At 68.6% G+C, this 22582-nt stretch carries 21 protein-coding genes and 1 pseudogene; 10 read left to right on the forward strand and 12 right to left on the reverse strand.

Features of this window, described 5'->3' with window-relative positions; translation table 11 throughout:
- Positions 1–302, reverse strand: a pseudogene (locus AC1DB1_RS18900) (glycosyl transferase family 2); the annotation flags it as partial.
- A 528-nt stretch (positions 303–830) separates the two neighbouring features.
- On the opposite strand from AC1DB1_RS18900, the gene AC1DB1_RS18905 reads away from it, so the two are divergent.
- Together AC1DB1_RS18905 and AC1DB1_RS18910 are read left to right on the forward strand one after the other, a co-directional pair.
- On the forward strand, positions 831–2195 hold the full coding sequence (locus AC1DB1_RS18905; protein WP_477201919.1) for an MFS transporter: 1365 nt from the start codon (positions 831–833) through the stop codon (positions 2193–2195).
- 162 nt (positions 2196–2357) lie between these two features.
- Positions 2358–2948: a nitroreductase family protein gene (locus AC1DB1_RS18910; protein WP_271177946.1), complete on the forward strand. Its 591-nt coding sequence runs from the start codon at positions 2358–2360 to the stop codon at positions 2946–2948.
- Between the two features lie 242 nt (positions 2949–3190).
- On the opposite strand, the gene AC1DB1_RS18915 is transcribed toward AC1DB1_RS18910, so the two are convergent.
- Positions 3191–4240, reverse strand: coding sequence for a zinc-dependent alcohol dehydrogenase family protein (locus AC1DB1_RS18915; protein WP_477201920.1), 1050 nt, complete (start codon positions 4238–4240; stop codon positions 3191–3193).
- Between the two features lie 205 nt (positions 4241–4445).
- Here AC1DB1_RS18915 and AC1DB1_RS18920 point away from each other — a divergent pair, with 205 nt between their 5' ends.
- Genes AC1DB1_RS18920 through AC1DB1_RS18930 form a run of 3 tightly spaced genes read left to right on the forward strand, consistent with a single transcriptional unit; the run spans position 4446 to position 8680 of the window.
- A complete protein-coding gene (locus AC1DB1_RS18920; RefSeq protein ID WP_477201921.1) occupies positions 4446–5690 on the forward strand; it encodes an imelysin family protein in 1245 nt (414 codons plus the stop codon).
- On the forward strand, positions 5687–6946 hold the full coding sequence (gene efeB / locus AC1DB1_RS18925) for an iron uptake transporter deferrochelatase/peroxidase subunit (RefSeq protein WP_477201922.1): 1260 nt from the start codon (positions 5687–5689) through the stop codon (positions 6944–6946). Before AC1DB1_RS18920 ends, efeB begins: the two co-directional genes overlap by 4 nt.
- 57 nt (positions 6947–7003) lie before the next feature.
- Complete coding sequence (locus tag AC1DB1_RS18930) at positions 7004–8680, forward strand: phospholipase C (protein ID WP_477201923.1); 1677 nt, start codon at positions 7004–7006, stop codon at positions 8678–8680.
- A gap of 114 nt (positions 8681–8794) precedes the next feature.
- On the opposite strand, the gene AC1DB1_RS18935 is transcribed toward AC1DB1_RS18930, so the two are convergent.
- The 3 genes from AC1DB1_RS18935 to AC1DB1_RS18945 form a co-directional block, all read right to left on the reverse strand.
- Positions 8795–10960: an ATP-dependent Clp protease ATP-binding subunit gene (locus tag AC1DB1_RS18935; RefSeq protein ID WP_477201924.1), complete on the reverse strand. Its 2166-nt coding sequence runs from the start codon at positions 10958–10960 to the stop codon at positions 8795–8797.
- Between the two features lie 240 nt (positions 10961–11200).
- Positions 11201–11434 (reverse strand): hypothetical protein, encoded by a 234-nt coding sequence (locus tag AC1DB1_RS18940; protein WP_477201925.1) that lies wholly within the window; start codon positions 11432–11434, stop codon positions 11201–11203.
- Positions 11435–11495: 61 nt separating this feature from the next.
- A complete protein-coding gene (locus AC1DB1_RS18945; protein WP_477201926.1) occupies positions 11496–13175 on the reverse strand; it encodes an alpha-amylase family protein in 1680 nt (559 codons plus the stop codon).
- Between the two features lie 216 nt (positions 13176–13391).
- Between AC1DB1_RS18945 and AC1DB1_RS18950 the strand changes: the two genes are divergently transcribed.
- Positions 13392–13772: a hypothetical protein gene (locus tag AC1DB1_RS18950; protein ID WP_477201927.1), complete on the forward strand. Its 381-nt coding sequence runs from the start codon at positions 13392–13394 to the stop codon at positions 13770–13772.
- Here AC1DB1_RS18950 and AC1DB1_RS18955 read toward each other — a convergent pair.
- The 5 genes from AC1DB1_RS18955 to AC1DB1_RS18975 form a co-directional block, all read right to left on the reverse strand.
- Complete coding sequence (locus tag AC1DB1_RS18955) at positions 13731–15353, reverse strand: carboxylesterase/lipase family protein (RefSeq protein ID WP_477201928.1); 1623 nt, start codon at positions 15351–15353, stop codon at positions 13731–13733. The two genes, AC1DB1_RS18950 and AC1DB1_RS18955, sit on opposite strands and share 42 nt — an antisense overlap.
- A gap of 66 nt (positions 15354–15419) precedes the next feature.
- Positions 15420–15803, reverse strand: coding sequence for a DUF7882 family protein (locus AC1DB1_RS18960; protein ID WP_477201929.1), 384 nt, complete (start codon positions 15801–15803; stop codon positions 15420–15422).
- A gap of 64 nt (positions 15804–15867) precedes the next feature.
- The gene (locus AC1DB1_RS18965) at positions 15868–16125 is read right to left on the reverse strand and encodes a hypothetical protein (protein ID WP_477201930.1); all 258 of its coding nucleotides are present in this window, start codon (positions 16123–16125) and stop codon (positions 15868–15870) included.
- A gap of 17 nt (positions 16126–16142) precedes the next feature.
- Positions 16143–17246, reverse strand: coding sequence for a fatty acid desaturase family protein (locus tag AC1DB1_RS18970; RefSeq protein WP_271177958.1), 1104 nt, complete (start codon positions 17244–17246; stop codon positions 16143–16145).
- Positions 17247–17371: 125 nt separating this feature from the next.
- Positions 17372–18883, reverse strand: a complete 1512-nt coding sequence (locus AC1DB1_RS18975) for an APC family permease (protein ID WP_477201931.1) — start codon at positions 18881–18883, stop codon at positions 17372–17374.
- Between the two features lie 39 nt (positions 18884–18922).
- Here AC1DB1_RS18975 and AC1DB1_RS18980 point away from each other — a divergent pair, with 39 nt between their 5' ends.
- Together AC1DB1_RS18980 and AC1DB1_RS18985 are read left to right on the forward strand one after the other, a co-directional pair.
- Positions 18923–19096: a hypothetical protein gene (locus AC1DB1_RS18980; protein ID WP_477201932.1), complete on the forward strand. Its 174-nt coding sequence runs from the start codon at positions 18923–18925 to the stop codon at positions 19094–19096.
- Between the two features lie 31 nt (positions 19097–19127).
- Positions 19128–19490, forward strand: a complete 363-nt coding sequence (locus AC1DB1_RS18985) for a VOC family protein (protein ID WP_477201933.1) — start codon at positions 19128–19130, stop codon at positions 19488–19490.
- A gap of 99 nt (positions 19491–19589) precedes the next feature.
- Here AC1DB1_RS18985 and AC1DB1_RS18990 read toward each other — a convergent pair whose 3' ends face one another.
- Positions 19590–20732 carry a class I SAM-dependent methyltransferase gene (locus tag AC1DB1_RS18990; protein ID WP_477201934.1) on the reverse strand — a complete coding sequence of 381 codons (1143 nt, stop codon included), beginning with the start codon at positions 20730–20732 and terminating at the stop codon, positions 19590–19592.
- Between the two features lie 173 nt (positions 20733–20905).
- On the opposite strand from AC1DB1_RS18990, the gene AC1DB1_RS18995 reads away from it, so the two are divergent.
- Positions 20906–21280 carry a YciI family protein gene (locus AC1DB1_RS18995; protein WP_271177964.1) on the forward strand — a complete coding sequence of 125 codons (375 nt, stop codon included), beginning with the start codon at positions 20906–20908 and terminating at the stop codon, positions 21278–21280.
- A 127-nt stretch (positions 21281–21407) separates the two neighbouring features.
- Positions 21408–21584 carry a hypothetical protein gene (locus tag AC1DB1_RS19000; protein ID WP_477201935.1) on the forward strand — a complete coding sequence of 59 codons (177 nt, stop codon included), beginning with the start codon at positions 21408–21410 and terminating at the stop codon, positions 21582–21584.
- Positions 21585–21588: 4 nt separating this feature from the next.
- On the opposite strand, the gene corA is transcribed toward AC1DB1_RS19000, so the two are convergent.
- Positions 21589–22560: a magnesium/cobalt transporter CorA gene (gene corA / locus AC1DB1_RS19005; RefSeq protein WP_271177966.1), complete on the reverse strand. Its 972-nt coding sequence runs from the start codon at positions 22558–22560 to the stop codon at positions 21589–21591.
- Positions 22561–22582: the final 22 nt, after the last annotated feature.

The following is a 22582-nucleotide window of genomic DNA, read 5'->3' on the forward strand; positions in this document are numbered from 1 at the left end:
AACTCCTCACACACCCCCACCAGACCCGGGTTCGGCGCCCCATTGATCACCACGATGATCTCCCCCGGACGCTGCTCCACCATCCGCCCCAACACATCACGGAACAACTCCAGAGGCTCATCCACCACCGGAACCACCACACTCGTCGAGACCACATGCGGCTCCACATACGGCCGATACCGCTTCGACACCACCACCTTGATGATCCAAATCACCCAGATCAACGCCGAATACACCGCAAACAGATAAAACTCCGGATGACCTTCGATCATGTGCCTGATCTGAAGAATGAAAATAAACACGAATGAGACCTTTCGTGGTCGAGGGCGTGAAATCCACAACGTCGGGGACCTGGTCGGATTCGGGATGTCCTGTTTCTAGCCGCCTTCTCAGACCCGGCGCAAGTCGAAAATCGGGTCCTCCGCCCGCGTTCGGAGACCCACCCACCGCGCGGTTTCGAGGGCGTCGACGGCACCCGGGTCCGCCGACACGCGGACATCGGAAACGCGTCGGCGAAATGACGGACACACCCCCGAGTGGGGGTCGCAGAATGGCCGGTCACGCGGCATTCCGTTTTCGTCGTGCATTGAACCCGCATCAATCTCCGGCAGCGCCCGTGTACCCCGGCTTGTACCCCGGTTTGTGACCCCCGAAAGAGGGCCTGAAAGCGCTTCCAGAACTCGTGAAAATTTACACAGCGGACACAAGCCGTTCACAGCACTGAGCACTCCCACGTCCTCCGCAATGCGGACTCGACAGCGAGGCGAGAACGCGTTCCACGATCAGCGCGCACCCGTGACAGCGTCGGCGGCATCCCGTAGCCTCGACGCATGACGGAGCCGTCGGCAGTCGCGTCAGAGAGATCCACCCCGCCTGCGGGCGGCATGCGCACGTTCGCTCAGGTGCTCATCAACACGATGATCGCGAACATCACGACGAGTTTCCTCTGGTTCGCGCTGACGTTCTGGGTGTACCTGGAGACGCGATCCGTGCTCGCCACGGGCATCGTCGGCGGCACCTACATGCTGCTGGTCGCCGTGTTCTCGATCGTGTTCGGCACCGTCGTCGACCGTCATCGCAAGTATCACGTGATGCTGTTCGCGAGCGTGATAACGCTCGTCTCCTTCAGCATCGCCGGCGTCTTCTACCTGCTGTACCCGGAGTCGGCGATCATCGATCTCGGCGGCCCGATCTTCTGGATCTTCGCCGGCGTCATACTGTTCGGCTCGGTGATCGAGAACATGCGGAACATCGCGCTGTCGACCACGGTCACCCTCCTCGTGCCGGTGGAGCGGCACGCGAACGCGAACGGCATGGTCGGCACGGTGCAGGGCCTCGCGTTCATCGTGACGAGCGTCTTCAGCGGCCTGGCGATCGGCCTGCTCGGCATGGGCTGGACGCTCGTGATCGCCATCCTGCTCACGGCGATCGCGCTACTGCACCTGCTGTTCCTGCGGATCCCGGAGGAGGCGCCGCACGTCGAAGGCGGCAAGCGGCCCGCCGTCGATCTGCGCGGCAGCATCGCGGCCATCCGGAGCGCTCCCGGGCTGTTCGCGCTGATCATCTTCTCGACGTTCAACAACTTCATCGGCGGCGTCTACCTGGCCCTGATGGACCCGTACGGTCTCGAGTTGTTCCCCGTCGCCCTGTGGGGCGTGGTGTTCGGCGTCGCGTCGACGGGCTTCATCGTCGGCGGCCTGGTCGTCGCGAAGTTCGGCCTCGGCGCGAACCCGATCCGCACGATGCTCGTGCTCGTCGTCGTGATGGGCGTGCTCGGCTCACTGTTCACCATCCGGGACTGGTGGTGGCTGTACGCGGCGGGCATCTGGCTCTACATGACGCTGATCCCGGCCGTCGAGGCCTCGGAGCAGACGGTCATCCAGAAGGTCGTGACCTTCCGCCGGCAGGGCAGGGTGTTCGGCTTCGCCCAGGCCTTCGAGTCGGCCGCCGCTCCGATCACGGCCTTCCTGATCGCGCCGATCGCGGAGTTCATCATCATCCCGTTCCTCGAGACGGAGGCGGGCCAGGCGAACTGGGGATGGCTGGTCGGCGACGGCGAGGCCCGCGGCATCGCGCTCGTGTTCTTCTTCGCCGGCATCGTGCTGGTGCTGCTCGCGCTCGGCGCGTTCCTCACGAAGTCGTACCGGATGCTCTCGAAGGAGTACCAGGACGGCGAGGCGCCGATCGCCGCGTGATCGGCATCCGCGCTACGGCGGCGCCGCCGCTGACGAGGAACGTCATGCGGAGCGCCGGACTCTGGGAATACCTCACAGATTGATGCGTTTACATGGATGAACAGAAATAGATAGGCAGGCAATGGAGCCGCGTCTTCACCCACCCTCGACTCCAGGAGTTCCATGTCACTCGCCGACCTGTCGACCCGCACCGCCGACACCACCGCACAGCTGCTTCCGGCCCTCGCCGAGCGCTGGAGCCCGCGGTCGTACGACGCCGCAGCCGTTATCGACGAAGAGAAGCTGAACGCCGCCCTCGAAGCGGCGCGCTGGTCGCCTTCCGCCGCCAACACGCAGCCGTGGCGCTTCATCGTCGCCCGTCGCGGCACGCCCGCCTTCGACGCGATCGTCGCGAACCTCCTCGGCTTCAACGCCACCTGGGCCGGTTCGGCCGGTGCCCTGATCGTCGCCCTCGCCGAGGTCATCGACCCCGAGGGCAACGAGCGCCGCTGGGCGAACTACGACCTCGGACAGGCCGTCGCCCACCTGACCATCCAGGCCCACCACGACGGACTGCACGCCCACCAGATGGGCGGCTTCGACGCACAGGGCCTGCGCGAGGCGTTCGACATCGACGAGCGCTTCGTTCCTGTCTCGGTGACGACCCTCGGCACCGTCGGCGACCCGGATGCCCTTCCCGACCGCCTGCGCGAGCGCGAGCTCGCCCCCCGCACGCGCGTCGCGCTCGACGACATCCTCGTCGTCAACGCCTAGCAGCGCGCAACGCGCCGTGCCGCGCCCGCACGCGGCACGGCACTGAGTGGCGCCGACTCGACCTTCACCCGACTCCGGAAGGTCGATCGGCGCCACTCGTGTTTTTCCACAGCCTGGGCGGGCGCCGGGGCGTGAACGGTCACGAACTGTCGCTGCCGGCGCCTGAGGGCCCTTGCGCGCGACAGTTAGCGACCACTCACGCCGGGCGGTCGCGCGGCAGCCCGGCAGCCCGCGGTCACGCTCTACGGGCGTAGCAGCACCTTGATCGCGCGGCGCTCGTCCATCGCCGCGTACGCCTCGGCGGCCTCTTCGAGCGGCAGCTCGAGGTCGAACACGCGGCCGGGGTCGATCGCGCCCGACCACACGTCCTGCAGCAGCTCCTCGACGTAGTTGCGCACCGGGGCGACACCGCCGTTGACGCCGATGTTGTCGTTGAAGAGCGGGCGAACCGGAAGCTCGGGGCCGCCGTTGGGGACACCGACGTAGCCGACCATCCCACCCGGGCGGGCCGAGCGGATCGCCTGGTCCATCGACTCCTTGGTGCCGACCGCTTCGAGCACGCAGTCGGCGCCGATCCCGTCGAGCAGTTCCTTCACGGCCGCGACGCCCTCGTCGCCGCGCGTCGCGACGATGTCCGTCGCTCCGAAGGCGCGGGCCAGCTCCTGGCGCGGCTCGTGCCGCGACATCGCGATGATCCGCGAAGCACCGAGACGCGAGGCCGCGAGCACCGCGCAGAGGCCGACGGCTCCATCGCCCACCACCACGACCGTGCTTCCCTCGGTGACACCGGCCGAGACCGCGGCGTGGTGCCCGGTGCCCATCACGTCGGAGAGCGTCAGCAGGCTCGGGATGAGCTCCTCGCTCGGGTACTCGGGCGTCGCCACGAGGGCGCCGTCGGCGTGCGGAACGCGCACCTTCTGGCCCTGGCCGCCGTCGGCGAACCCGCCCAGCTTGTCGTCCGAGCCCCACCAGCCGCCGTTCAGGCACGACGTGCTGACGCCGTTCTTGCAGTTGACGCAGGTCATGTCGCAGTCGTAGAACGGCGCGATCACGAAGTCGCCGGGGGCGATGGTCGTGACCTCCGGCCCGACCTCCTCGACCACGCCGACGAACTCGTGTCCGATGCGGTGCGCGTGATGGGTGGGGGTGACACCCCGATAGGGCCACAGGTCGGAACCGCAGACGCAGGCGGCGACGACGCGCACGATGGCGTCGCCTCCGGTGGAAAGAACGGGATCGGGGACCTCTTCGACGCGGATGTCCCGTTCGCCGTGGATGACGGTAGCAAGCATGGCTGAAAGCCTACGCCGCCACGGCTGGGCGCCGGGGCCGGAGTCCCCCGTTCGAGGTACGGCGCGTGGCGGTCGGGTGAACAGAACGTGAAGCCGGGCTCCGGTCGCTCGGCGCCGCCCTAGCATCGCACTGTCCGCTGGCGTCGCACCTCTCTGCTCGCCCCGCGGACGACCCCCACCCATCACCTCGAGGAGGCATCGCGCGATGTCCAAGCGCTCCCGGATCGCCGCGTTCTTCGCGGCACTCGGAGTGCTGGTGGCGGTCGCGGTGGTGCTGACGATCGCGGCCAGACCGGGCGTGGTGTCGGCCGCCGCGCATCCGGGCAGTGCCGCGTCGTCGACCACCTATTCGGTGTCGGCGGATCTCGACACGTGCGGCGCCGGCTGGGGTTCCGGCGCGAAGGTCCACGTGAACGGCGGCGACCAGACCTTCACCGTGACCAACCGCACGGTCGCGGGCATCGAGGTCTACCTGCAGGCCGCCGACAGCAAGAAGGTGTACCTCGACCTCGAGAGCATCGGCGCCGCGGCGCGGGCGACCGCCCGGGTGACGCTCGGCTCCGGACGCTACCGCTTCGTCTGCCTGCCCGCCGACGCCGATCCGGTCCGCGGCCCCACCGTGATGGTCGGCGCCGCACCACCGGGAGCTCAGCTGACGCCGGGCATAGTGCCGGTGACGCGCAACGACCTCATACCCGTCGCCCAGACCTACGGACGCTGGGTCGCCTCGCGCATCCCCGTGCTCCGCCAGCAGGTCGCGCTCCTCGGCGACGACGCATCGGAGGGCCACTTAGCGGCCTCACGCCTTGATTGGCTGACCGCTCACCAGACCTACCAGACGCTCGGCGCCGCATACGATGCCTTCGGCGACCTCGGCGATGCGATCGACGGGATGCCCGCGCCGGGCCGCACGGTCGCCGACGACCCCGGCCTCACCGGCTTCCACAAGATCGAGGCACTCCTCTGGTCGGGCACGGGAGCCGTGCCCGACCCGACGTCCGGCGCGATCCCAGCGGCGATCGCGCGGCTCGCCTCCGACACCGCACAGCTCGCCACGGACTTCGCCGACGCGGAGATCGATCCGAACGACATCGGACTCCGCGCGCACGAGATCGTCGAGAACGCGATCCAGTTCGACCTCACGGATGCGACGGACGCGGGCTCCGGGTCCGCCCTCGCCAGCATCGACGCCGAACTCACGGGGGCGGAGCAGGCCCTGGCCCCGCTGCACGACATCCTGAGCTCGCGTTACGAGGCGCTCGCGGCAACGACGGCCTCGCTCGTCTCGTCGCACCGCCTGGTCGAGACCTACCGCCACGCCGACGGCACCTGGACACCGCTCGCCTCGCTGCCGCGGGCCGACCGCCAGCGCCTCGACGCAGCACTCGACGAGGCGGCCGAACTGCTGGCCCCGGTGGCGGCCATCTGCGACATGCGGAGGGAATCATGACGGGGATCGATCGACGGGGGTTTCTGGGCGCGGCGCTCGGGGCCGGGGTGGCGGCGCCACTCGCGGCGGCCGCCGGCGCAACGCTGACGGCCGGGTCGCCCGCTGCCGCAGCGTCGTCGCCGGGCGGAACCGCGGCGAGCACCGTGGAGCGATCCGGCGCGTTCCCGTTCCACGGCGTGCACCAGCAGGGCATCCTGACCCCGGCCCAGCGCGCCTCCGCGTTCGTGGCCCTCGACGTCACCGCGGACAATCGCGCCGAACTCGCCGACCTGTTCCGCACCATCACCGCTCGCGCGCGATTCGCCACGACCGGCGGTACCCCGCCCGACCCCGGACTCACCTCGCCGCCACGCGACTCGGGCATCCTCGGCGGCACGGTGCGACCGGATGGCCTCACTGTGACGCTCTCGGTCGGGGCGTCGCTGTTCGACCACCGGTTCGGGCTCGCGGCGGCCAAGCCTGCCCGGCTGCGCACCATGGAGGACTTCCCGAACGACGCCCTGCGCCGCGAGGTCTGCGACGGCGACCTACTGCTGCAGGTCTGCGCGAACGACCAGGACGCCGTGACCTACGCCGTGCGCGAGATCGCCCGCGCGACGCGTGGCGCGATGCAGGTGCGCTGGCGGCAGGACGGGTTCGTGTCGCCTCCGCGGCCGTCGGGAACGCCGCGCAACCTGATGGGGTTCAAAGACGGCACCGGCAACCCCGCGGTGACGGATGCCGCGCTGATGGCATCCCTCGTCTGGGCGAAGGCCGGCGGAGCGGAACCGGCCTGGGTCTCCGGCGGCAGCTATCACGTGGTGCGCCTCATCCGGATGCTCGTCGAGTTCTGGGATCGGGTGAATCTGCACGAGCAGGAGAACATGATCGGCCGTCGGCGTGACAGCGGCGCACCCCTCACGGCCTCCCACGAGTTCGACGACCCGCACTACGAGAACGACGCAACGGGCGACGTCATCCAGCTCGACGCGCACATGCGACTCGCGAATCCGCGAACGGCGGTGACGGCCGATCAGCGCATGCTCCGCCGGGCATACAACTACGACGCGGGTCTCGACAGCAACGGCAACCTCGACATGGGCCTCATCTTCACGGCGTTCAATCAAGACCTCGAGCGCCAGTTCGTCACCGTGCAGAAGCGGCTCGCCGACGAGCCGCTCGTCGACTACATCTCGCCGTTCGGGGGCGGCTACTACTTCGCGCTGCCCGGTGCGCGCGACAGCTCCGACTGGCTCGGGCGCAGCATGCTCGCCTGACCGGCCGTACAGACTCGGCGCGCCCGCGCCGACACCAGAGAAGAGAAAGAGGAACCAGTGTTCAGCACGTTCCGTCTGCGTCATGCGGCTCTCGCGCTCGTCGGCGCGACAGCCCTGGTCGGCGCAGGGATACTCGCGGGATCACCGGCGGTCGCCGGCACCGACCATTCGCCTTCACGCTCGTCGTCGTCGTTCACAATGACGCCGATCAAACACCTCGTCGTGATCTTCGACGAGAACGTCTCGTTCGACCACTATTTCGGCACCTATCCCACCGCCGCCAACACCGACGGCACGACCTTCACCGCAGCGAAGGGCACCCCGAAGGCGAACACCCTCGTCACCTCGGGCGCCCTCACGAAGAACCCCAACCTCTACCCGCCCAAGCGCCTGGCGCCGTCGCAGGCAGCGACCTGCGACCAGAACCACGGCTACAGCGCTGAGCAGCAGGCGGTCGACAACGGCAAGATGGACCTCTTCGTGCAGAAGACGTCCACCGACACCTGCACCGGACTCTTCGGGGCACCCGGGCTCGCCATGGACTACTACGACGGCAACACCGTCACGGGTCTCTGGAACTACGCCCAGAACTACTCCATGAGCGACAACAACTGGGACACCCTGTTCGGACCGTCGACGCCCGGCGCGCTCAACCTGATCTCGGGCCAGACGCACGGCGGCACGGCGTACGACCCGAAGTCCGGCGCGGTGCTGCCCGCCTCGACGGCGGTTTCGTCGCCGAATGCTGCCGGTGTCGGAAGCGTGATCGGCGACCCCGACCCCGCGTACGACGACTGCTCCGACAACGACCACACGTCGACCAGCGCGGTCGTCGGGATGTCGGGCAAGAACATCGGCGACCTGCTCAACAAGCGCAACGTGACCTGGGGCTGGTTCCAGGGCGGGTTCACGCCGACCACGCCGTGGAGCGGCGCCGCCGGAAGCTACGCGAAGTGCGACGCGACCACGGCGAACATCACCGGCGCGGCCGTGAAGGACTACTCGCCGCACCACTCGCCGTTCCAGTACTACAAGTCGACGTCGAATCCGCACCACCTCGCGCCGTCGTCGGAGAAGGCGATCGGTCACACCGACCAGGCCAACCACCAGTACGACACGACCTCGTTCGACGCCGCCCTGAAGAACAACAACCTCCCGTCGGTGTCGTTCCTCAAGGCTCCGGAGGCTCAGGACGGGCACGCCGCCTACTCCGACCCGCTGGATGAGCAGAAGTTCCTCGTCAACGAGATCAACGCCATCCAGAAGTCGAGCTCGTGGTCGAGCACTGCCGTCGTCGTCACCTACGACGACTCCGACGGCTGGTACGACCACGTGGCGCCGAAGGTCGCGAACGGGTCGAACGACCCGGCCGCGGACTCGGCCGTCTGCACGAGCGTGAAGCACGTGGCCGGCGGCTACGCCGACCGCTGCGGACCGAGCCAGCGCATGCCGCTGCTCGTGATCTCGCCGTACGCGGCCAAGAACAAGGTCGACCACACGGCGATCGAGCAGACGTCGGTGCTGCGGTTCATCGAGAACAACTGGCTGACCGGACGCATCGGCGACTCGTCGTTCGACAGCCGCGCCGGATCGCTCGGTGGACTGTTCGACTGGTTCCACCCGCAGCAGCGCGAGGTGCTGCTGTCGCCCTCGACCGGCGCCGTGTCGTCGATCGTCTCCACGAAGCCGCATTGGCCGACTCCGCCGCGCCACGGCTGGCTCGCCCAGCCGTAGCGGCTCCACCGAAATCGAGTCCGAACTTGTTGCTGCAACACGCCGCATTTCGGCGCAACAAGTTCGGACTCGATCGTGTGTGCCGGGGCGCCGGGTGCGCTGCAGGCGGAGGGGTTACTCCTCGTCGCGCACGGGGACGACGGTGAGAGCGCCGCCGCCGGGTGCGATGTCGACCCGCACGAGGTCCCCGTCGCGCACGACCCCGCTGAGCAGCGCCGTCGCGAGCCGGTCCTCGATCTCGTGCTGGATCAGCCGGCGCAGCGGACGCGCACCGTAGATCGGGTCATAGCCGCGCTCGGAGAGCCAGGCACGCGCATCCGGCGTGACGGCCAGCTCGAGCCGGCGGTCCTGCAGGCGCCGCATCAGGCGGTCGATGTTCAGCTCGACGATCTCGCCGAGTTCCTCCTTGTCGAGCGTCGAGAACACCACGATGTCGTCGAGGCGGTTCACGAACTCGGGCTTGAACGCCTGGCGCACCATCTGCAGCACGGCCTCCTCCTTCTCGACCTCGTTCAACGTCGGGTCCACCAGATACTGGCTGCCCAGGTTGGAGGTGAGAATCAGGATGGCGTTGCGGAAGTCGACCGTACGGCCCTGACCGTCGGTCAGCCGGCCGTCGTCGAGCACCTGCAGCAGCACGTCGAAGACCTCGGGGTGCGCCTTCTCGACCTCGTCGAGCAGGATGACGGAGTACGGACGACGCCGCACCGCCTCGGTCAGCTGGCCGCCCTGCTCGTAACCGACATAGCCGGGAGGGGCGCCGACGAGCCGCGATACGGAGAACTTCTCCCCGTACTCGCTCATGTCGATGCGCACCATCGCCTTCTCGTCGTCGAACAGGAACGCGGCGAGCGCCTTGGCCAGCTCGGTCTTTCCGACACCGGTCGGACCCAGGAACAGGAACGACCCGGTCGGCCGGTCGGGGTCGGAGATCCCCGCGCGGGTGCGGCGCACCGCATCCGCCACGGCCGTCACCGCACGCTTCTGCCCGATCAGCCGGCGGCCGAGCTCCGCCTCGAGGTGGAGCAGCTTCTCCGTCTCGCCCTGGGTCAGGCGATCGACCGGGATGCCGGTCCACGCCGCCACGACCGCCGCGATGTCCTCGCTGGTCACCTGCTCGTTCACCATCCGCGGGCGATCCGGGTGCTGCTCGGCCTGCTCGGCCTCCGCGAGCTCCCGCTCGATCGACGGGATGGTCTCGTACTCGATCTTGGACGCCTCCTGGTAGCGGCCGTCGCGCAGGGCGAGGTCGCGCTTGGTCTTGGCCTCCTCGAGCTGCGAGCGCAGCGCGCCCACGCGGTTGAGCGACGCCTTCTCGAGCCGCCAGCGCTCCTGCAGCTCTTCGAGCTCGCTCTCGCTCTCACGCAGCCGCTCCTGCAGCTGGGCGAGGCGGTCCTTGCTGGCGTCGTCCTTCTCCTTCTTGAGCGCGAACTCCTCGAGCTTCATGCGCTCGACGACGCGCTGCAGCGTGTCGATCTCGACCGGCGCCGAGTCGATCTCCATCTTGAGCCGGCTGGCCGCCTCGTCGATGAGGTCGATCGCCTTATCGGGGAGCTGCCGGGCGGTGATGTAGCGGTTCGAGAGCGACGCCGCGGCCACGAGAGCGGAGTCTTCGATGGTGACACCGTGGTGCGCCTCGTAGCGACCCTTGAGCCCGCGCAGGATGGCGACCGTGTCTTCCACGCTCGGCTCGCCCACGTACACCTGCTGGAAGCGGCGCTCGAGGGCGGCGTCCTTCTCGATGAACTCGCGGTACTCGTTGAGCGTGGTGGCGCCGATGAGCCGCAGCTCACCGCGCGCGAGCATCGGCTTGAGCATGTTCGAGGCCGCGACGGATCCTTCGCCACCGCCGGCGCCCATCAGGATGTGCAGCTCGTCGACGAACGTGATGATGCCGCCTTCGGCATCGTTGATCTCCTTGAGCACGGCCTTGAGGCGTTCCTCGAACTGGCCGCGGTACATCGCGCCGGCGACCAGCGCGGAGAGGTCGAGCATCACGAGCTGCTTGCCCTTGAGGGAGTCGGCCACGTCGCCCGCGACGATGCGCTGGGCGAGGCCCTCCACCACGGCGGTCTTTCCGACACCGGGCTCGCCGATGAGCACGGGGTTGTTCTTGGTGCGACGGGTCAGCACCTGGCTCACCCGGCGGATCTCGGCGTCCCGCCCGATGACCGGGTCGAGCTTGCCGCTCTTGGCGATCTCCGTGAGGTTCACACCGTACTGTTCGAGCGCGCTCTTCTGCTCCTCCTGCGTGGAGGGTGCACCCTGCATGTTGGCCATGGGTCTCCTTTCAGACGGGTCGGACAAAGTTGAGTCTACTAAGCTCAACTTTCATCCGCATCCCCGTATTCCGGCCATGAGCGGATGCGGGCCGCCCCGCGTGAATCCGGATGATCGGGGCCGTCGGCGCGCGTTCTCCGGAGTTGCGCCGGTCGACGCGGCGTGTCCGCTCGAGGTTCCGGAAATGCGTCGGCGGCAGGTGGCCGGCCACGCCGGCCAACCGGGCAGGCCGCCGGCCGGCTAGGGCACGTCGGTCGGCTCGTCGTTCGCGGAGGCCTCGATCCAGTCGACGGCCGTGTCGGGCATGGCGTGGTGCTTCGGCACCTCATCGCCCCACCACGAGTCGTGCAGGCCGGGGCCGCCGGCGGCCTCGATCTCTTCGACGATCTCCGACGGAACCTCATCGCCGTTGTTCGCAACGAGCCACTCTCGAGCGGATTGCGCGAGCCGCGGCCACCACTGTTCGATGTCCATGCCCGAAAGTCTGCCACCGGCCGCTCACGAGCGCGCCCCCGATCTTCTAGCCCTCCATCCTCTAGCCCTCGACGCGGAACCAGCGGTACCCGTACCCGTCGAGCGGCACCTCCGCGGCACCGCGCTCGACCGGCACCGTCACGCCGGTGAAGTGGTCGACGAGCCGGATGCCGTGCTCGCCGCCAGCCTCCGCAGCGAGTGCCGCGTCGGGCAGGCCCACCGGAAGGCGCACCGTGCGGGCATCCGGCGAGAAGTTGTGGACGGCGACGGTGCGGTGACGCCCGGCGGTCAGCGTGTGCGCGAACACCGCGGAGTCGGGCTGCTCGATCACCTCGAACGCTCCCCAGCCGAGCTCGCGGGCGTTGCGGTAGTGCCGGATCAGGCCGGTCATGAACTGCAGCAGCGAGTCCGGGTCGGGCCGCTGGTCCGCGACGTTGACATGCTCGGGGCCGAACGCACCCTCGGTCATCGGCGTGCGGAGCCGTGACGGCCGGGCGGTGGAGAATCCGCCGTTGCGTCCGGCGGTCCACTGCATCGGCGTCCGCACCGACATCCGGCCGCCGGCATCGAGGTTCTCGCCCATCCCGATCTCCTCCCCGTAGAACAGCACGGGGGTGCCCGGCAGTGAGAAGAGCAGGCTGTAGACCATCCGGATGCGGCGCGGGTCGCCGTCGAGCATGGGCGGCAGCCTCCGGATGAGACCGCGGCCGTACACCTGCATCCGCTCCTCAGGTCCGAACGCGGCGAACACCTCCTGGCGCTCGTCGTCCGTCAGCTTGTCGAGGGTGAGCTCATCGTGGTTGCGCACGAAGTTCGCCCACTGGATGTCGGGAGAGCCCTCCGGCCGCGAGAGCAACGCCTCGGCGAGCGGCCGCGCGTCGCCGCGGGCGAGGGACAGGTACAGATTCTGCATCGCGATGAAGTCGAACTGCATCGTCAGCTCGTCGCCCTCCGCGCCGTCGAAGAACTCGTTCTGCCCCTCGCGCGACAGGTTCACCTCGCCGAGGAAGATGCCGTCGCCCGTGCGCCGCCCGAGGAACGCCCGTAGCGACCGCAGGTAGGCGTGCGGGTCGGGCAGCTTGCGGGCGCCGTCGATGACCCCGTCGGTCTGCAGCAGGAACGGCACCGCGTCGATCCGGAACCCGGAGACGCCGAGCTCCAGCCAGAAGCCGATGACCTTCACGATCTCGTCGCGCACGCGCTCGTCGGTGATGTTGAGATCGGGCTGCTGGCGATAGAAGACGTGCTGGTAGTACTGGCCGGCCTTCTCGTCCCACTGCCAGTCGCTCGTCTCCTGATCAGGGAACACCGGGGCCGGCTGGTGGGCGGGCGGCTCGTCGCGCCAGACGTAGAAGTCGCGGTAGGGGGAGTCGCGGCTCGATCGCGCCGCCTTGAACCACGGATGCTTGTCGGAGGTGTGGTTCACGACGAGGTCGACGATCACCCGGATGCCGCGGTCGCGCGCGATCCGGATCACCTCGACGACGTCGCCGAGGTGCCCCAGCCGGTGATCGACGCCGTAGAAGTCGGTGATGTCGTAGCCGTCGTCCCGGTCGGGCGACGGGTAGAAGGGCATCAGCCACAGGCAGGTGACCCCGAGCTCAGCGAGGTAATCGATGCGGGTCGCCAGACCCCCGAGATCCCCGATCCCGTTGCCGTCGCCGTCCATGAAGCTCTCGACGTCGAGGCAGTAGATCACCGCGCTCTTCCACCACAGGTCACTCGTGTCACTGACTTTCATCGCGCCTCCTGGCCACACCGTACTCCGGGCCGCGATTCATCCGGTCGTCTGCTGAATGGCATCGCAAACTCCTGTTGGAATCGATCAATGGGGTGGGATTAGCATCGAGCGTGGGGAAGTTGGCGCCGTCGCCGTGAGCGGCGGCTGCCGGCACGACGACACTCCTTCGTCCTCGGAGAGATCACCGGCCCGCGCGTGCGGGCCCCGAGACACGAGGTGCCCGAGATTCGCGACCTGAAGATCGAGATCGTAGCCCGAGACGACATCGGGTCGATCGTCGCCCTGATCACGACCGACGGCGTCGTGGACGTCTGCACGGCATCCGCGGAGATCGCCACTGGGCGCGCCCGCTACTTCGCCGGACCCGACGCCTACGTGCGCGCGCCCGTCAGAGCGTTCTCGGACGCGGGCGGCACCTATCTCTACGCGAACTGGGACGGCTCGCGGCGCAACCAGCTGCACGATCTCGCGGCGGCCGGGCGTCGCTCCCTGCGTTCAGCGGCGCACCGCACGTCGCCGCCCGCGTCGCCGGTGACGGTGACCAGCGCGCGTCCGTCACGCTGGTCCGCTCTGTTCCGCGCGCTCGGCCTGGGCTGACGACCGGGCCGCCCACAACCGCAGACCTCCCGACAGCTCGGGCAGGAACAGCCCCCACGCCCGCCGCCGCGCTCGATGCGGATCGTTCTCGATCCGGTCGTTCTGGTCGATGATCAGCGTGGCGCGGCGCTCGACGTCGTACGGCGGCCAGGTGTCGGCCACGCGGCCCTCCTCGGCGAAGTCGAGCCAGTACGCACGCATCCGCTCGCCCGCCGACGCATAGGGTTCGCGGCCGCCCAGCGAGGTCATCGCCCGGGCGAGCGGCAGATCGAGACTGTCGAAGAGCGCGAACATCTCGACCCCGTGCGTCGCGTCGAGCCCGAGCACTTTGAGCAGGCGGGGTGCGAGGTCGAACCGGTACGAGTGCACGGGCGCGTACGCCGAGTGGAAGTCGGCCGTCAGCACACTCGGGTACCAGAACCCGTAGTCGCCGCTGAAGTCGGCGGCGGCCCCGCGCGCGTCGGGGAGCCCCGGATACGCCGACCTCATCCGGTCGCGGGACCACACGGGCGCGCGACCGAACACGGCGGCGATCCGGCGGGGCGAGCGCGGCAGGATGTCGACACGACCGCGGAACACCGTGCCCTCGCGATCGTTGGTGCCGATGATGAGCGGCACCCGATGCGCCCGGCCCATCCGGATCGCGGTCATCGGATGCTCGGGCAGCAGGTCGCCGTCGATCACGGGCGCGAGGCAGAACCGGCCGGGGTACACCTCGGGGGTCCGGGTCTGCAGCACCAGCGAAGCGGCGAGCAGGTCGGCCACCTCGGCGCCGGCGATCAGGTCGCCCGCCTCCTGCTCGTCCCCTGGCGAGGCCCCGGTCGAGGCGGCCAGGATGTCGACGAAGTCCGCCGCCCACGCCGACGTCAGTTCCGGCCCGTACATCGCGGACGGCGGCGCGCTCTGGGCGATCGCGCGGGTGAAGAGGCCCTCGGCCGTCGGCGTCGCCAGCAGCGCGATCACCGCGTTGCCGCCGGCGGACTCCCCGAACACCGTCACATTGCCTGGGTCCCCGCCGAACTCCCGGATGTTGTCCCGAACCCATCGCAGCAGAGCGAGCTGATCGCGGAGCCCGAGGTTGTTGTCGAACGGGTGCGCCGGCGTCGAGTAGCGGGAGAAGTCGAGGTAGCCGAACGGTCCGAGCCGGTAGTTGAAGCTGACGTAGACGGCCCGGCCGGACGCGACGAAACTCTCCCCGCGGCCCGAGAATTCACGAGACGATCCGGAGCTGTAGCCTCCACCGTGGATGAAGACCATCACCGGCAGCGGTTCGCCGCCGTCGTCGTCGTCTGGAGCCTGCACGTTGACGGTCAGGCAGTCCTCGTCCGTCGCGACGAGCGCCGGCGCTCCGCGCAGCCGACGCCGCAGCGTCTGCGGAGCGATGGCGCCGAACGCGGAGGCGTCTCGGGTGCCGGTCCACGGGATGACCGGTGCCGGGGCGCGGAAGCGCCGTTCACCCGTCGGCGGCGCTGCGTAGGGGATGCCGCGCCAGGCGCAGATCGCCCCCTCGCGCACACCCAGTACCTCGCCGCCGGTGACGTGCACGCGCAGCCGGCGCTCCGCGTCTCGGCGAGGGCTCATCGGGCACCTCCGTCCCGCTGGCCATAGAACACGCATCCTGCTGCAATGTAAGCGGGGCGGGCGGACTCAGCTCTCGTTCACGGGGACGCGCTGGCTGCGTCGCGAGCGCTGCGCCTTCGCTGTGCCCTGAGGAAGCTCTTCCCTGATCTCCGCGCGCAGGTCGTCGTCGAGCCGGAGACCGGGATTGGAATTCGCCTTCTCCGTGAGGATCTCGAGCCATTCGCGCTGGATCTCCGGAAGCGTGGTGCCGGCGAAGGCGAACTGCACGCTGATGGACGGATCGAGCCAGATCGAGCGCAGGTGTCCCTCGGGAGACGCGGTGCGATCGGTCCAGATCAGCAGGAAACCCTCGCGTCTCCGCAACTTGCTGCTGACGACGATCTGCAGGTGCGCGAGCACCCGGTCGTCGAATGTGAACTCGGCGCTGCCGTCATAGATCAGGCTCCCCACCGCGATCTCCTCTCAGGTCTCTGGGAGTACCTTCGCCTGGCGCGGGCGCTGAGTCAAGATGCGATCAGGCGGCGACTCCGCGATGTCGAGCGGAACGGGGCGCGGCCACGGTGCGCTGGAAAACGTAGGTGACGAATCGCGGCGCGTCCGAGACGTCGTAGAGCGCGAACAGGTCGACGGAGGCGTCGCTCTCCGACTCGAGAGCGATTCTGCTCGGCAGTTCGTCGGGGTCCGCGGTCAACGTGGCCAGCACGTCTCCGCCCTCCCGCTTCGGGTAGACGAGAAACGCGGCCACCGTGACCAGGTGATGCCGGAGGGCCATGGCCCGCCGGAGCCGGATCAGCGTAGGACGGCCGCCGCAGGGCAGTCGAACGGGTCGCGGGCCGAGAGGCCGACGCGGTTCAGGTACGCGATGACGATGGCGTACGACCGCATCAAGGTGGTCTGCGTGTAGGGGATGTTCTCGGCCTCGCAGTGCTCGCGCACGATCGCCGCGGCCTTGCGCAGGTGCGGCCGCGCCATCGACGGGAACAGGTGGTGCTCGACCTGGTAGTTGAGGCCACCCATGAACGCGGTCGTTCCCGCGCCCTCGACGTTGCGCGAGGTGAGCACCTGGCGGCTGAGGAAGTCGACCTTGACGCCGGGCTCGATGATGGGCATGCCCTTGTGGTTGGGCGCGAAGCTCGCTCCCATGTACACGCCGAACACGGCGAGCTGGACGCCGAGGAACGCGACGGCCATGCCGAACGGCAGCAGCCAGAAGACGAGGCCGAGGTAGACCGTGAAGCGGACGGCGAGGAACGTGAGCTCCTTGCCGCGGCCGTCGATCTTCCCCTTGCCGAACAGCGTGGCGATCGAACGGCCATGCAGGTTGATGCCTTCGAACATCAGCAGCGGGAAGAAGAGATAGCCCTGGCGCTCGGTGATCTTCGCCATGATGCCGGTGCGCTTGGCGGCGTCCTCCTCGAGGAACGAGATCGTGTCGACCTCGATGTCGGGGTCTTTGCCGATGGTGTTCGGGTTCGCGTGGTGACGGGTGTGCTTCGTCATCCACCACGAGTAGCTGATGCCGACGACGAGTGTGGAGAGCAGCCGGCCGATCCGATCGTTCACGGGGCCGGATGACGCGATCTGACGGTGCGACGCCTCGTGCCCGAGGAACGCGAACTGGGTGAAGATGATGCCGAGTGCGGCGGCGACGAGCAGCTGGAACCAGCTGTCGCCGAGGAGGACCATACCGGCGATGCCGGCGCCCAATGCGATCACGAGGCCGGCGAACAGCAGCGCGTAGAACACGGGCGAGCGGCGCAGGAGGCCCGCGTCGCGCACCGTGTTGAGGAGCCGCGAGTAGCTGGCCGTGCCGGTCGGCTGCGTAGTGATACGCGGGCCGGTTCTACGGATCGGACCGAGAATGGGTGCGAGGGTAGGAGCGGGTGCGGACATTGCGCGCCGTTCTGTCGATTTCGACTTCCCAGCCGCTGGGTCGGGTATTCACCCTCAGATGTCGCAAAGCTACCGCGCTACCCTGACCAGCGCCCGTGAATCGGCTGGCGCCGCGCCGGGCATCCTCAGCCGATCGGGCCGTCGTCCACGTGGGCGGGCGCCGTGGCGTCGAGCTCCTCCGGCAGTTCGAGCGGCCGCCGCGTGTAGTAGCCGCGCGCCTTGCGGAAGAAGATCAGCATCGGGATGATCCCGAGCACGATGAGCCCGATTCCGAGGATGTTGACGATCGCGTCATTGCTCGGGATGGACGCGATGAAGATCCACGCCATGAAGACGGCGCCGACCGCCGGCCAGAGCCCGATGAGCAGGAAGTTCTTCACCGAGCGGAAGAGCACCCGCCGATAGGCCACGACCACCGCGACACCGGCGAGCGTGTAGTAGAACGCGATCTGCAGACCGATCGACAGGATCGCGTTGTTCATGATGTCGCCGACGCTTCCGAGGAAGTTCGAGCCGATGAACAGCACCATCGAGACGCCGACCACGATCAGGGTGGCGAAGGCCGGCGTGCGCCACTTCGGGTGGATGCGCCCGAAGGCTGCCGGGATCGTGTGATCACGGCCCATCGAGAACAGGGTGCGAGTGACCTGGATCAGCGTGGTCTCGAGCGTGGCGATGGTCGACAGCGCGACCGCCACGACGAGGATCTTGCCGCCGATGCCCGGCCACACCACGTCGCCGAGGACCGACAGGATGTTGCCGCTGTTCTCCTCGATCGTCTTCGCGGGCAGCATGATCAATGTGCCGATGGTGAAGATCTCGAAGAGCAGGAAGACGATGACGACGCCGATGATCCCGGCGGCGCCTGCACTCTTGTGGCCGTCCTTGGTCTCCTCGTTGAGGTTGGCGCTGACGTCCCAGCCCCAGTAGTAGAACGCGGCGATGAGCGCGGCCGAGACGAAGACGCCCGCGCCCGACAGATGCGAGAAGCCCAGCCAGTCCCACGAGAAGGACGGCCCTGCGTGACTCGTGGTCGCAGCCCGCACGATCATGAGCACGGCGAAGAGCACGAGGATGCCGACCTCGATGACCGACATGATCCATTGGGCCCTCGCGGTGACGTGCACGCCGAACAGCACGCAGGCGGCCATCACCAGGAACCAGAGGGCGCCGACGGCCGTGATGAGCGCCACGTTGCCGGCGTCCTTCGGGCTGAACAGGGTGACCGTCATCGCACCGGCCGGCAGCGCTCCGGCGACCATGAAGATCGTCGCCGAGATCACCAGCGCCCAACCGGAGAGGAAGCCCAGCACCGGATGCAGCGCCCGCGCGACCCACGAGTAGGAGGCTCCCGCGTTCACGTCGGCCCGACCGAGATAGAGGAAGGCCCACGCGATCCCCATCATCGGGATGGCCGACCAGAGCAGCGCCCCCGGAGCACCGAGCACGGCGGTGCTTACGAGCGTCGCCGTAGTGGCGGCGATCGAGTAGGCGGGTGCGCTTCCGGCGACGGCCATCACGATCGAGCCGGCGGCGCTCACACCGTCGGACTGAAGCTTGTGCGGGTGGCCGGAACGGTCGGCCGGTCCCGTCGTTGGTGCTGTCGCCTGGTCGCCGGCAGGATCGGTGCGCGTCATTGCTCTCCCTGGGGGTCCGTCATGGAGGTCCTACGTTGGATGTCCAGGCAGAACCTAGCAGCGGTCTGCGACGGAGACAAGTCGCGTTACGCGGATTTCGTTGTCGAATCGCACATCGGCATCGCAAACGGCCTGGCTTTCGCCGAGATCACCACCGAAACCGAAGCCCTGGCCTGCGGGATGGCTGCGGCGTCGGCGAACGCGAGATCTTGACTTCGCGTCGGAGCCGGCCCAGTGTGGCGGCATGGCTCTCACCGTCGATCATGTGCTCGCCGTCGTCGCTGTGTCCGAAGTCGAGACCAGCGCCGCGTGGTACGAACGGCTGTTCGGCGTCGAACCGACGAACATCCCGATGCCCGGCATCCTGGTGGAGTGGCGGGTCACCGGCAACGGCTGGGTGCAGGTCACGGAGGACCGGGAGCGCTTCGGATCGTCGCAGCTGAACCTGGCCGTCGACGACCTCGACGAGAAGCTGCGCGAGATCGAGGCGCGCGGGATCATCGTGGGCGACGTCATCGAGGCGAACAAGGGCGTGCGGCTCTGCTCGCTCTATGACCCGGACGGCAATGTCGTCACGCTCATCGGCGGCTTCCGCGAACGGTACTGATGGCCGTGCGGATCGGCGACACCCTCCCTGAGGGCGCGCAGCTCGTCGACGGCACCGCGGCCGCCACCCCCGGGCCGTCGCGCGCTGAGTCGCATCGACTTAGGCCGGTGGGCGGCGCGACGCCGTGACGGTGAACTTCGCGTTGCGGTCGATCTGCCGGGTGGGACCGACCGTGCGCTCGAGCGCCGAGCGGTACCCGAGGTGCGAGTTCCACACCGTCCAGAGCTCGCCGCCCGGCCGCAGCACACGGGCGGCGTCGGCGAACATCCGGAGCGCGATGCCGGTGTGCACAGCGCTGCCGATGTGGAACGGCGGGTTCAGCACGATGAGGTCGGCGCTCGCGTCCGGCCGTGAACCGAGCGCGTCGTCGCGCACCACCTCCACCCGATCGCCCACCCCGTTCGCCTCCGCCGTCGCCCGCGCCGACGCGACCGCCGCCGCGGACTGATCGGTCGCCAGCACCCGGATGCCCGGCCGCCGCCTCGCCAGCGTGGTCGCGATCACCCCGGTGCCGCAGCCGAGGTCGATGGCGGTCTGCGCGTCCGGGAGGGCGTCGTCGATCACCGAGAGGAGGAACCGGGTGCCGATGTCGACGGAGGTCCCCGCGAAGGCAGCGCCATGCGCGCAGACCCAGACACCGAGTTCGTCGTCGAACGCGCGGCGCGGCCACGGCTCGAGCGACTCCGCCGCATCCGGGCGGGCGCCCGTCACTGTGAGGACACGCGCCTTCTGCCGCGCGAGCGAGGCGGCGACACTGCCGAACGACTCGGCGAGCACCCCGTTCATAGCCGTCGTCAGGTGCTTCACCATCCCGCCCGCGAAGACCACGACATCCGGATGCGCGTGCCGGGCGACGAGCGCGGCGATCTCGGCGAGGGCGTCGAGACTGCGCGGTAGTCGCAGCAGCACGACGCGGGCGCCGGCGACCAGCGCGGCGTCGAGGTCGTGGTCGGCATAAGCGGTCTCGAGGCCGAGGGTCGTGGCGTTGGCGGCGAGCGCGCGGGTGCCGGTCAGCGCATCCTGATGCACGCGGATGTCACGTGCGCCGAGGTCGGCAGCGGCCAGGGTGAGGGCGCCGTAGGCGTCGCCGATGACGACGAGCTCGCCGTCGCCGAGCGCATCGAACGCGCCGGCTTCGGCCGCGGTGTCAAGGATGAGCCGGTCGGCGGCGTCGGCGGCGAAGAGGTTGGGCGCTTCGACGTCCGGCCAGCGACGCAGTCTCTCGAAGGCGAATCCAGGCACGCCCTCTTTCCTACCCGAGATTCGACACGAGCGGTGCCGAATGTCGGGCATTCGGGCGAAATGAGCGACATCCGGCACCTCTCGCGTCATGGGAAAAGCATCGGGCAGAGAATGTCGAACGGGGCGTGAGCCGTTCGACGTTCAGGTGTCACCACCACCGACAGGAGAGCACGATGCGATTCGAGATTCTGATCTACAACAACGCCGAGTTCGACGCCGCCATCGAGGGGCCGGATGCCGACCCGGCGGTCACGGCTGAGTGGAAGGAGGTCCACGAGCAGTTGCAGACCGAGCTCCGGGCATCCGACGAGCTGCTGGACTCCAACGAATACAGCCAGCAGACCGCGGTCGTCGTACGCCAGGACCGGGACGCCCCGCATCGGGTGCGCTCGACCGACGGGCCGTTCAGCGAGTCCAAGGAGTGGGTCGGGGGCTTCTATACGGTCGACTGCGAGAGCGTCGAGCGGGCGGTCGAGATCGCCGGGCGCTTCGTCGAGGCGCGCTACTCCCCCGTCGAGGTGCGGCAGCTGGTGCATCCGGTCGCGTGAGCATCGACGACCGGGCCGTGTTCACTTGCATTTTCTACAGAGCGTAGAATTGTGAATACGGCTCGGGCGACGATGGCCGGCATCGACGACCGGCGTGGAACCTCGCGTCGACGCGAAAGGCTCCACCATGACCGCTCCACCCTCCGGCGAATCGACGCGCAAAATCGTCACGGCCGCACGATGGAACGAACTCAAGCGCGAGCACACCGCTCGTACCGCGCGCGCCGCCCGCCGTGCCGCCTGGCGGGAGGACGACCCCGCCGCCGCGGGCGAGGCTTCTCCGATCGACGACGAACAGGGGTAGCGGCTTACAGCCAGCCCTTGCGCTTGAACGCGAAATATAGGCCGAACCCCATCGCCACCATCAACGCGACCGCGAACGGATACCCGAACGCCCAGTGCAGCTCGGGCATATGGGTGAAGTTCATGCCGTAGATCGTTCCCACCAGGGTCGGCGTGAACAGGATGGCCGCCCACGACGAGATCTTCTTCACCTCGTCGTTCTGGCGCTGACCCACCAGGGTCGTGTGCACGGTGAGCGCGTTCTGCAGAACCTGCCGGAACCCGTCGGCGCGCTCGGTGATCCGGATGACGTGGTCGTGCACGTCGCGGAACCCCTCGCGCAGTGCCGCGTCGGCGTGCACCGCCTCGAGGTGGTCACGCAGCGTCTGCAGCACGGCACCGAGCGGCGCGACGGCGCGCTGGAACAGCATCACCTCGTTGGAGAGCTCGTAGATGCGCCGCGAAACCGCCTGGTCGCCGTTGAAGAGCTGGTCTTCGATCTCGTCGATGTCGTTCTCGAGGCCGGCGATGACGGGCGCGTACTCGTCGACGACCTCGTCGATGATGCCGTAGAGCGCACCGATCGGGCCGTGCTCCAGCATCACCGGGTCCGCCTCCATCCGCTGCCGCACGGCGGCGAGGTCGGGCTTCTCGGCGTGACGGACGGTTATCACGAACTGCTCCCCGAGGAAGACGTGCACCTCGCCGAACTCGACCTTCTCGGTCTCGTCGATGTAGCGCGCGGGGCGCAGCACCACGAAGGTCGTGCCCGAGTACTTCTCGATCTTGGCGCGCTGGTGACCGGTCAGGGCGTCTTCGACGGCCAGGTGCGGCAGGTCGAACTCGGTCGCGACGGCGCCGAGCTCCGACTCCGACGGCCGGTAGAGGCCGATCCAGGCGAAGCCGTGGCGGTCGCGCACCGTTTCGAACGTCTCCTCGAGCGAGGTGGGATCGGCGGTGCGTCGTCCTTCCACATAGACGGCGTTGTCGACCAGCATGGCGGCGGCCCCTTCTCTCGGC

This window comes from Leifsonia sp. 10N434 (assembly GCF_056394405.1).

Bases quoted from the DNA above. Each gene is read 5' to 3' on its own strand.
- AC1DB1_RS18980 (WP_477201932.1), top strand. From the start codon at position 18,923: ATGTCCAGGCAGAACCTAGCAGCGGTCTGCGACGGAGACAAGTCGCGT.
- efeB (WP_477201922.1), top strand. From the start codon at position 5,687: ATGACGGGGATCGATCGACGGGGGTTTCTGGGCGCGGCGCTCGGGGCC.
- AC1DB1_RS18970 (WP_271177958.1), bottom strand. From the start codon at position 17,246: ATGTCCGCACCCGCTCCTACCCTCGCACCCATTCTCGGTCCGATCCGT.
- AC1DB1_RS18905 (WP_477201919.1), top strand. From the start codon at position 831: ATGACGGAGCCGTCGGCAGTCGCGTCAGAGAGATCCACCCCGCCTGCG.
- AC1DB1_RS18965 (WP_477201930.1), bottom strand. From the start codon at position 16,125: ATGGCCCTCCGGCATCACCTGGTCACGGTGGCCGCGTTTCTCGTCTAC.
- AC1DB1_RS18940 (WP_477201925.1), bottom strand. From the start codon at position 11,434: ATGGACATCGAACAGTGGTGGCCGCGGCTCGCGCAATCCGCTCGAGAG.
- corA (WP_271177966.1), bottom strand. From the start codon at position 22,560: ATGCTGGTCGACAACGCCGTCTATGTGGAAGGACGACGCACCGCCGAT.
- AC1DB1_RS18955 (WP_477201928.1), bottom strand. From the start codon at position 15,353: ATGAGCCCTCGCCGAGACGCGGAGCGCCGGCTGCGCGTGCACGTCACC.
- AC1DB1_RS18935 (WP_477201924.1), bottom strand. From the start codon at position 10,960: ATGGCCAACATGCAGGGTGCACCCTCCACGCAGGAGGAGCAGAAGAGC.
- AC1DB1_RS18985 (WP_477201933.1), top strand. From the start codon at position 19,128: ATGGCTCTCACCGTCGATCATGTGCTCGCCGTCGTCGCTGTGTCCGAA.
- AC1DB1_RS18945 (WP_477201926.1), bottom strand. From the start codon at position 13,175: ATGAAAGTCAGTGACACGAGTGACCTGTGGTGGAAGAGCGCGGTGATC.
- AC1DB1_RS18995 (WP_271177964.1), top strand. From the start codon at position 20,906: ATGCGATTCGAGATTCTGATCTACAACAACGCCGAGTTCGACGCCGCC.
- AC1DB1_RS19000 (WP_477201935.1), top strand. From the start codon at position 21,408: ATGACCGCTCCACCCTCCGGCGAATCGACGCGCAAAATCGTCACGGCC.
- AC1DB1_RS18915 (WP_477201920.1), bottom strand. From the start codon at position 4,240: ATGCTTGCTACCGTCATCCACGGCGAACGGGACATCCGCGTCGAAGAG.
- AC1DB1_RS18920 (WP_477201921.1), top strand. From the start codon at position 4,446: ATGTCCAAGCGCTCCCGGATCGCCGCGTTCTTCGCGGCACTCGGAGTG.
- AC1DB1_RS18975 (WP_477201931.1), bottom strand. From the start codon at position 18,883: ATGACGCGCACCGATCCTGCCGGCGACCAGGCGACAGCACCAACGACG.
- AC1DB1_RS18910 (WP_271177946.1), top strand. From the start codon at position 2,358: ATGTCACTCGCCGACCTGTCGACCCGCACCGCCGACACCACCGCACAG.